The sequence below is a fragment of the Methylibium sp. genome (genome assembly GCF_013817345.1).
Classification (GTDB): domain Bacteria; phylum Pseudomonadota; class Gammaproteobacteria; order Burkholderiales; family Burkholderiaceae_C; genus Methylibium.
Genome location: NZ_JACDCW010000129.1, coordinates 1 through 8,508, shown reverse-complemented (window position 1 = coordinate 8,508; position 8,508 = coordinate 1). Strand labels below are relative to the sequence as shown.

At 67.5% G+C, this 8,508-nt stretch carries 6 protein-coding genes; 5 read left to right on the top strand and 1 reads right to left on the bottom strand.

Annotation, left to right across the window (positions count from 1 at the left end; all coding sequences use genetic code 11):
• Together metH and H0W40_RS17740 are read left to right on the top strand one after the other, a co-directional pair.
• On the top strand, nucleotides 1-2,546 hold a 2,546-nt coding region (gene metH / locus H0W40_RS17745), incomplete at its 5' end, for a methionine synthase (RefSeq protein ID WP_292448902.1).
• A 114-nt stretch (nucleotides 2,547-2,660) separates the two neighbouring features.
• The gene (locus H0W40_RS17740; protein WP_367153841.1) at nucleotides 2,661-3,845 is read left to right on the top strand and encodes a Fic family protein; all 1,185 of its coding nucleotides are present in this window, start codon (nucleotides 2,661-2,663) and stop codon (nucleotides 3,843-3,845) included.
• A gap of 28 nt (nucleotides 3,846-3,873) precedes the next feature.
• On the opposite strand, the gene H0W40_RS17735 is transcribed toward H0W40_RS17740, so the two are convergent.
• Nucleotides 3,874-5,388, bottom strand: a complete 1,515-nt coding sequence (locus H0W40_RS17735; RefSeq protein WP_292448896.1) for a YifB family Mg chelatase-like AAA ATPase — start codon at nucleotides 5,386-5,388, stop codon at nucleotides 3,874-3,876.
• 223 nt (nucleotides 5,389-5,611) lie between these two features.
• On the opposite strand from H0W40_RS17735, the gene H0W40_RS17730 reads away from it, so the two are divergent.
• From H0W40_RS17730 to H0W40_RS17720, 3 genes are read left to right on the top strand one after another with little or no spacing between them, the layout of a single operon-like run.
• A complete protein-coding gene (locus H0W40_RS17730) occupies nucleotides 5,612-6,361 on the top strand; it encodes a TorF family putative porin (protein WP_292448894.1) in 750 nt (249 codons plus the stop codon).
• A gap of 28 nt (nucleotides 6,362-6,389) precedes the next feature.
• The gene (locus H0W40_RS17725; RefSeq protein ID WP_292448892.1) at nucleotides 6,390-6,728 is read left to right on the top strand and encodes a P-II family nitrogen regulator; all 339 of its coding nucleotides are present in this window, start codon (nucleotides 6,390-6,392) and stop codon (nucleotides 6,726-6,728) included.
• Between the two features lie 30 nt (nucleotides 6,729-6,758).
• The gene (locus H0W40_RS17720) at nucleotides 6,759-8,150 is read left to right on the top strand and encodes an ammonium transporter (protein ID WP_292448904.1); all 1,392 of its coding nucleotides are present in this window, start codon (nucleotides 6,759-6,761) and stop codon (nucleotides 8,148-8,150) included.
• The last annotated feature ends 358 nt before the right edge of the window (nucleotides 8,151-8,508 follow it).

Below are 8,508 nucleotides of genomic sequence, written 5' to 3'. Positions count from 1 at the left end.
TGAACATGGACGAGGCCATGCTCGATTCGAAGGAAGCGATGGTGCGCTTCCTGCACCTCATCGCCTCCGAGCCGGAGATCGCGCGCGTGCCGATCATGATCGACAGCTCCAAGTGGAGCGTGATCGAAGCCGGACTCGCGTGCATTCAGGGCAAGGGCATCGTCAACTCCATTTCCATGAAGGAGGGCGAGGAGGAGTTCCGCCGACAGGCCAATCTCGTGCGCCGCTACGGCGCCGCCGCGGTCGTGATGGCCTTCGACGAAAAAGGCCAGGCCGACACCTTCGCGCGCAAGACGGAGATCTGCGCGCGGGCCTACAAGATCCTCGTGGAGGAGGTCGGCTTCGCGCCCGAGGACATCATCTTCGACCCCAATATCTTCGCGATCGCCACGGGCATCGAGGAGCACGACAACTACGCGGTCGATTTCATCGAGGCCACGCGCTGGATCAAGCAGAACTTGGCCGGCGCGAAGGTGAGCGGCGGCGTGAGCAACGTGTCGTTCAGCTTCCGCGGCAACGAGCCGGTGCGCGAAGCCATCCACACCGTGTTCCTGTACCACGCCATCCAGGCCGGCATGGACATGGGCATCGTCAACGCCGGAATGATGGGCGTGTATGACGAGCTCGACCCCGAGCTGAAGGAGCGCGTCGAGGACGTGGTGCTCAACCGCAAGCCGGCCTACAAGCCGGGCGAACCGGAGCTATCGCCCGGCGAGCGCCTGATCGAGATCGCCGAGCGCGCCAAGAGCGTCGGCAAGGACGACAGCGCGCGGCTGGCCTGGCGCGCCGGCGATGTGAACGCACGGCTCTCGCATGCGCTGATCAACGGCATTACGGACTTCATCGTCGTCGACACGGAAGAAGCCTGGGTCGGCATCCAGGCCGGCGGCGGCCGGCCGCTGCACGTGATCGAGGGCCCGCTGATGGCCGGCATGAACGTGGTCGGCGACCTGTTCGGCCAGGGCAAGATGTTCCTGCCGCAGGTGGTGAAGTCGGCACGCGTGATGAAGCAGGCCGTGGCCCACCTGCTGCCCTACATCGAGGCGGAGAAAAAGCTGCTGATCGAAGGCGGCGGCGAGGCCAGGGCCAAGGGCAAGATCGTCATCGCCACCGTCAAGGGCGACGTGCACGACATTGGCAAGAACATCGTCACCGTCGTGCTCCAGTGCAACAACTTCGAGGTCGTCAACATGGGCGTGATGGTCCCGTGCCAGGACATCCTCGCCATGGCCAAGGCCGAGGGCGCCGACATCGTGGGTCTCTCGGGCCTGATCACGCCGAGCCTCGAGGAAATGCAGCACGTGGCCGCCGAGATGCAGCGCGACGACTACTTCGTCAGCCGCAAGCTGCCGCTGCTCATTGGCGGCGCGACCTGCAGCCGCGTGCACACGGCGGTGAAGATCGCGCCCAAGTACGAAGGGCCGGTCGTCTATGTGCCCGATGCCTCGCGCAGCGTGGGCGTGTGCTCCGACTTGCTCTCCGACGAACGGGCCGCCAAGTTCATCGACGATCTCAAGGTGGATTACGACCGCGTGCGCGAACAGCACGCGAACAAGAAGGCGGTGCCCCTGGTCACCCTGGCGCAGGCGCGCGCCAACAAGACGCCGGTCGACTGGTCAGCCTACACGCCGCCGGCGCCCAGGTTCACCGGTCGGCGCGTGTTCAACAACTACGACCTGAACGAGCTGGCCGCCTGCATCGACTGGGGCCCCTTCTTCCAGACGTGGGACCTCGCAGGGCCTTTCCCGGAAATCCTGCGCGACGAGGTCGTCGGCACTGAGGCGCAACGCGTCTTCAGCGATGCCAAGCGCATGCTGCACCGGCTGATCGAGGGCCGATGGCTGCAGGCGCACGGCGTGATGGGCCTGTACCCGGCCAACACGGTGGGCGACGACGACATCGAGATCTACACCGACGAGTCGCGCAGCGAGGTGCTGATGACATGGCACGGCCTGCGCATGCAGACGGTCCGGCCGGTCGTCGATGGCGTGCAGCGGCCCAACCGCTGCCTGGCCGACTTCGTCGCCCCTAAGGGAGGCAAGCCCGACTACGTCGGCCTCTTCGCGGTGACCGGCGGTGTGGGCACCGAGAAGAAGGTGGCGCAGTTCATGGCCGACCTCGACGACTACTCTTCCATCACGCTCAAGGCGCTGGCCGACCGCCTGGCCGAGGCCTTCGCCGAGCGCCTGCACCAGCGCGTGCGCACGGAGTTCTGGGGCTATGCACCCGACGAGGCGCTCAGCACCGAGCAACTCATCAAGGAAGCCTACCGCGGCATCCGCCCGGCGCCGGGCTATCCGGCCTGCCCCGACCACACCGTCAAGCGCGAGATGTTCCGCGTACTGCGGGCGGAGGAGGCCCACATGGGGCTGACTGAAAGTCTGGCGATGACCCCGGCTGCCAGCGTCAGCGGCTTCTACCTCGCGCATCCCGAGGCGGCCTACTTCAATGTCGGCAAGATCGGCGAAGACCAGCTCCAGGACTGGGCGCGGCGCACGGCGTCGAGCCAGGACGATGCGCGAAGGGCGCTGGCGCCCTTGTTCTGAAAATCTTCAATGCGCGCGGCGAGACTCTGAGGTGAGGTGTGGCGTAGGTGCGCCATTCCCGGTTCTCCACAGTCGGGACGTTCAAGGCAATTAAGAAGCGTTTCGACTCGCCCAATGAGTCGAATACGGACGGCCGGCTTACAATCGCCTCATACTATGAGTCGAACAGACGCACAATCGCCTCAACTTGTTTGGAAACAACCCGGCTGGCCCGCGCTGCGATACGACCGATCAAGGGTGGCGGCGGAAGTCGCCCTTGCGCGGCGCGCCCAGGGTGTCGTTGAGGGCAAGCTGGCCGCACTTGGTTTCGAGCCGCGTCAACAACTGACCGCCGACGCCTGGACGCACGAGGCCATGTCCACCGCCGCCATCGAGGGGGAGCGGCTGGACCTTCAGGCGGTGCGTTCGTCGGTGGCCCGCAGGTTGGGAGTAGCTCAGGTCAAAGGCCCGAACGTGCCCCGACATATCGACGGACTGCTCGACATCATGGACGACGCCGTCGGCAATGCCGGCGCCGCGTTGACCGACGAGCGTCTTCAGAGCTGGCAGGCGGCGCTCTTTCCGACGGGCTTCTCCGGTATGAGCAAAATTCTGGTCGGAGCTTATCGCCGGCATGACGAGCCGATGCAAATCGTGAGCGGTCCTCCGGGTCGCGGAAAGATTCACTACGAAGCACCGCCTTCTTCGGCTGTACCGGCCGAAATGGCGCGCTTCCTCGAGTGGTTCAACGCCGGCGCGGAACCGCAAAGCCTGATCCAGGCCGCACTTGCGCATCTGTGGTTCGAGACGGTCCATCCCTTCGAAGACGGCAATGGCCGGGTCGGCCGGGTCGTGATCGATCTGGTCTTGGCACGGGACGCCGGCGAAGCGAGCCGGCTGATTCGCATCTCGCAGCGACTGCTGGAAAAGCGTGACGAGTACTACGAGGAGCTGGAACGGGCACAGCACGGCTCGCTGGATGTCACGGCCTGGGTAGATTGGTTCATCAAGCAGGTCAAGGTCGCCTGCGAGCAGGCATCGGGTCTCATCGACCAGTCCCTGGCCAAAGCGCGGTTCTGGTCCGAGCACAGCGACAAGGACCTGACGGCTCGCCAGCGCAAGGTAGTGAATGCGCTGCTCGATGCAGGGCCGGGTGGCTTTGAAGGCGGCATGAGCACCCGGAAGTATGAAAGCCTCACCGCCGCTTCGCGGGCGACTTCCTCGCGTGAGCTCATCGAATTGGTGGAACTCGGGCTGTTTCGTCCCGCGGGTGCGGGCCGATCGACGCGGTATCACCTCAACGTCGAGGGCTGGAAGTAAGCCGGCCCGCGCGCCCCGCTGCGCCTACTCAGCCGGCAATCAGCACCCGCCGGTATTGGATCGCTTCGGCGACATGGGCGACGCCGGGCCGCTCGGCGCCGGCCAGATCGGCGATGGTGCGCGCCACGCGCAGCACGCGATGCTGGCTGCGCGCCGACCAACCGAGCCGGACGGCGGCGGCCTGCAGGAAACGCGAAGCGGCATCGTCGAGCTCGGCATGCCGGTCGATGCCGGCGCTGTCGAGCAGCGCGTTGCTGCAGCCCTGTCGATCGGTCTGGCGTTCACGCGCCTGGGCCGTGCGTTCGGCCAGCGCCTCGCTGGCTTCGCCGTCGGGCGCGGCGGCCAGCACGGCCGGCGTGACGGCCGGTACCTCGACCTGCAGATCGATCCGGTCGAGCAGCGGGCCGCTGAGCCGCCCCTGGTAGCGCGCGACCTGCTCGGCGCTGCAGCGGCAGGCCCGCAGCGGTGAGCCGGCGTGGCCGCAGGGGCAGGGGTTCATCGCCGCGATGAGCTGAAAGCGCGCCGGGAACTCGGCCTGGCGCGCGGCCCGCGAGATGGTGATGCGTCCGGTCTCCAACGGCTCGCGCAGCGCCTCCAGGGCGGCGCGCGGAAACTCCGGCCATTCATCAAGGAAGAGCACACCGTGGTGGGCCAGCGAGATTTCGCCGGGCCGCGGCGGCGAGCCGCCGCCGACCAGCGCGACCGAGGAGGCGCTGTGGTGCGGCGAGCGCACGACGCGCTCGCGCCAGCGGCCGGCGTCGAACGTGCCGCCCAAGCTGAGCACCGCGGCCGATTCCAGCGCCTGCGCATCGGTCAGCGGCGGCAGCAGGCCGGCGAAGCGCTGGGCCAGCATCGACTTGCCGGTCCCCGGCGGGCCGACGAGCAGCACGCTGTGCCCGCCGGCCGCCGCGACTTCGAGCGCGCGCTTGGCGGCGGCCTGGCCCTTGACCTCCCGCAAATCGGGCCGTGCGGCGCGCACCGGCTTGGGCAGCGGCTGCGCCACGGGCAGCGGCTGCGCGGCCTCGCCCGGCAGCAGCGCGCGCACGACGTCGAGCAGATGGCGCGCACCGAGCGGCCGCAGGCCTTCGATCAGCGCGGCTTCGCAGGCACTGGTTTCGGGCAGCACCAGCGTGCGCGACGCACCGTCCCGATGCGCGGCGAGCGCCATCGCCAGAGCGCCTCGCACCGGCCGCAGGTCGCCGGCCAGCGAAAGCTCGCCGGCGAACTCGAAGTGCTCGAGCCGGGCTGCGTCGATCTGTCCGCTGGCCGCCAGGATGCCGAGCGCGATCGGCAGGTCGAAGCGGCCCGACTCCTTGGGCAGGTCGGCCGGCGCGAGATTGACCGTGATGCGCTTGTTGTGCGGGAACTCCAGGCCGCTGTTGAGTAGCGCGGCGCGCACGCGTTCGCGGGCTTCCTTGACTTCGGTGTCGGCCAGGCCGACCAGCGTGAAGCTCGGCAGCCCGTTGGCCAAGTGAACTTCCGCCGTGACAGCGGGGGCGGCCAGCCCGTCGAGGGAGCGGCTGTGAACGATGGCAAGGGTCATGGCCGGGCCGATGGTGGCATCGGCCCGGTGCCGCGACGATCCCTCCTCGGGAGGTGCTGCGGCGCACTTCGCTGGTGCTGAAGGGGGAGTGTTCGTCCCGCCTTTGGGGCATAGGCGCCGCGCCGCGCCCTGCGATCGACCATCGATCCCCGTCATGGCGCATGGCACAGAACCTGCGAATCGGCCTGCCATCTGAATTCGAACCATCAAACAGGGAGTGACCATGATCAGGATCAAGTGGGCGGCGGGGATGTTGGCGGTGTGCTCGATGGCGGTGTCGGTGCCGGTCATGGCCCAGGACGCGGCGTCGGACTGGAGCGTTACCGGCAACGCCGGCCTCTACAGCGACTACCGGTTCCGTGGCATCTCGCAGACCAACAAGGACCCGGCCTTTCAGGGCGGTTTCGACATCGCCCACAGCTCGGGCTTCTACCTCGGCAACTGGAACTCCAACATCGACAGCGGCTTCTTCGCCGGCTCCAACCTCGAGATGGATTTCTACGGCGGCTTCAAGGGTGCAGCCGGAACACTCGGCTACGACGTCGGCGTGCTGACCTACTACTACCCGGGCAGCGACCCGAAGATCGACAACACCGAGGTCTACCTGGGGCTGAGTTACGGGCCGGTTTCGGCCAAGTACTTCTACGCGGTCACCGACTTCTTCGGCTTCGACGATTCGGACGGTTCCGCCTACCTTGACCTCGGCTTCAACTACGACCTGGGCAGTGGCTTCGGCGTCAACGCGCACGTCGGCTACCAGTCGCTCCGGGGCGACGCCAAGGTTGTCGAGATCGGCAGCACCGGCACCGAAGATTCGGTCACCGACTACAGGCTCGGTGCGACGTACACCACGACCGGCGGCTTCGTGTTCGGCCTGGCCTACATCGGCACCAACCGCGACCTCGCTGGCTCCCGGCCGAACCGCAACATCAGCGACGGCACCGGCGTCATCTCTCTCAGCAAGGCGTTCTGAGCGCCACCATCCACTTAAGGAGACCGCCATGAAGATGGTGACTGCAATCGTCAAGCCCTTCAAGCTCGACGAAGTGCGTGAGGCCCTGAGCGCGATCGGCGTGCAGGGCATCACCGTGACCGAAGTCAAGGGCTTCGGCCGCCAGAAGGGCCACACCGAGCTGTACCGCGGTGCGGAGTACGTCGTCGATTTCCTGCCCAAGGTGAAGATCGAGGCGGCCGTCGACGACGCCATCGTCGAGCGCGTGATCGAGGCCATCGAGGCGTCGGCGCGCACCGGCAAGATCGGCGACGGCAAGGTGTTCCTCACCGACCTCGAGCAGGTGATCCGCATCCGCACCGGCGAGACCGGCAAGGACGCCCTCTAAGCGAACCCCATTCGAAACGAGACAGCCATGATGAGAAAACTGATTGCCTCCCTCGCGCTGGGGCTCGCGGTGCTCGGCTTTGCCGGCGCCGCCTGGGCCCAGGACGCCGCGTCGGCCCCGATGGCCGCGGAAGCCGCCTCGGCCGCCATGGAAGCTGCGGCGCCCGCCGCCGCAGAAGCCGCCGCCGCACCCACGGTGAACAAGGGCGACGTCGCCTGGATGATGACGGCCACCCTGCTCGTCGTCTTCATGGCCCTGCCCGGCCTTGCGCTGTTCTACGGCGGCCTGGTGCGCAGCAAGAACATGCTGTCGGTGCTGATGCAGGTGATGGTCGTGTTCTCGCTGATTGCCGTGCTGTGGGCCGTGTACGGCTACAGCCTGACCTTCGGCGGCGAAGGCCTGATCGTCGCGGGGCTCGACAAGCTCTTCCTCGCCGGCGTCACGCCCGACAGCCTGGCCGACACCTTCACGGCCGACGCCAAGCTGCCCGAGTACGTGTTCATCGCGTTCCAGGCCACCTTCGCCGGCATCACCTGCGCACTGATCGTCGGCTCCTTCGCCGAGCGCATCAGGTTCGCCGGCGTGCTGCTGTTCTCGGTGCTGTGGTTCACCTTCTGCTACATCCCGATCGCGCACATGGTCTGGGGCGTCGGCGGCTACCTGTTCGACAAGGGCGCGCTCGACTTCGCGGGCGGCACCGTGGTGCACATCAACGCCGGTGTGGCCGGTCTGGTGGGTGCCTACGTGCTGGGCAAACGCCTGGGCTACGGCCGGGAATCGATGACGCCGCATTCGCTGACCCTGACGATGGTCGGGGCCTGCATGCTGTGGATCGGCTGGTTCGGCTTCAACGCGGGCTCCAACCTGGAGGCCAACAGCGGCGCGGCCCTGGCCTTCGTCAACACGCTGTTCGCCACGGCCGCTGCGGTGCTGGCGTGGTGCGTGGGTGAAGCGATGACCAAGGGCAAGGCCTCGATGTTGGGCGCCGCCTCCGGTGCGGTGGCCGGCCTGGTCGCCATCACGCCGGCCTGCGGCACGGTGGGCCCGATGGGCGGCATCGTCATCGGCGCCGCGGCGGGCTTCGTGTGCCTGTGGGGCGTCAACGGCCTCAAGCGCATGCTCGGTGCCGACGACTCGCTCGACGTGTTCGGCGTGCACGGCGTGGGCGGCATCCTCGGCGCCCTGCTCACCGGCGTGTTCTCGGCCGGCTCGCTGGGCGGGGTGAAGGGCGACGACTACTCGATCGCCAGCCAGATGCTGATCCAGGCCGAGGGCGTGCTGATCACGATCGTCTGGTCGGCGGTGGTGGCCTTCGTTGCCTACAAGATCGTCGACATGGTGGTCGGCCTGCGGGTGCCGGAAGAGGCCGAGCGGGAGGGGCTGGACATCACCTCGCACGGGGAGACGGCGTATCACGGCTGACGGGTCTCGCCCTCACTTCAGCCCTCTCCCGCCAGCGGGAGAGGGAGCAAGACCGGTGTGACTCCCTCGCCCCGTTTGCGGGGAGAGGGTCGGGGTGAGGGGTCCATGCACGCGAACTGAGGCCGCCTTCGGGCGGCCTTTTCGCTGCCTGCCGCGGCCGGCCTTGCAAGCCGCGTCCTTGTCGCCACCTGCCTAGAATTCGTTTCCAGCATCAGGCAAAGGCGTCCGCCATGGTTCCGCACCTCATCACCGCGCTCAACGGCCCGATCAACGAACTGGAGCAGCGCATCCTGGAGTCCATGCCGGCCATCGAGCGCTGGTTCCGGCTCGAGTGGATGGAGCACACGCCGCCCTTCTA

Coding starts and splice junctions, on each gene's coding strand:
- H0W40_RS17735 (WP_292448896.1), bottom strand. CDS start 5,388: ATGACCCTTGCCATCGTTCACAGCCGCTCCCTCGACGGGCTGGCCGCC.
- H0W40_RS17725 (WP_292448892.1), top strand. CDS start 6,390: ATGAAGATGGTGACTGCAATCGTCAAGCCCTTCAAGCTCGACGAAGTG.
- H0W40_RS17720 (WP_292448904.1), top strand. CDS start 6,759: ATGAGAAAACTGATTGCCTCCCTCGCGCTGGGGCTCGCGGTGCTCGGC.
- H0W40_RS17730 (WP_292448894.1), top strand. CDS start 5,612: ATGATCAGGATCAAGTGGGCGGCGGGGATGTTGGCGGTGTGCTCGATG.
- H0W40_RS17740 (WP_367153841.1), top strand. CDS start 2,661: ATGAGTCGAATACGGACGGCCGGCTTACAATCGCCTCATACTATGAGT.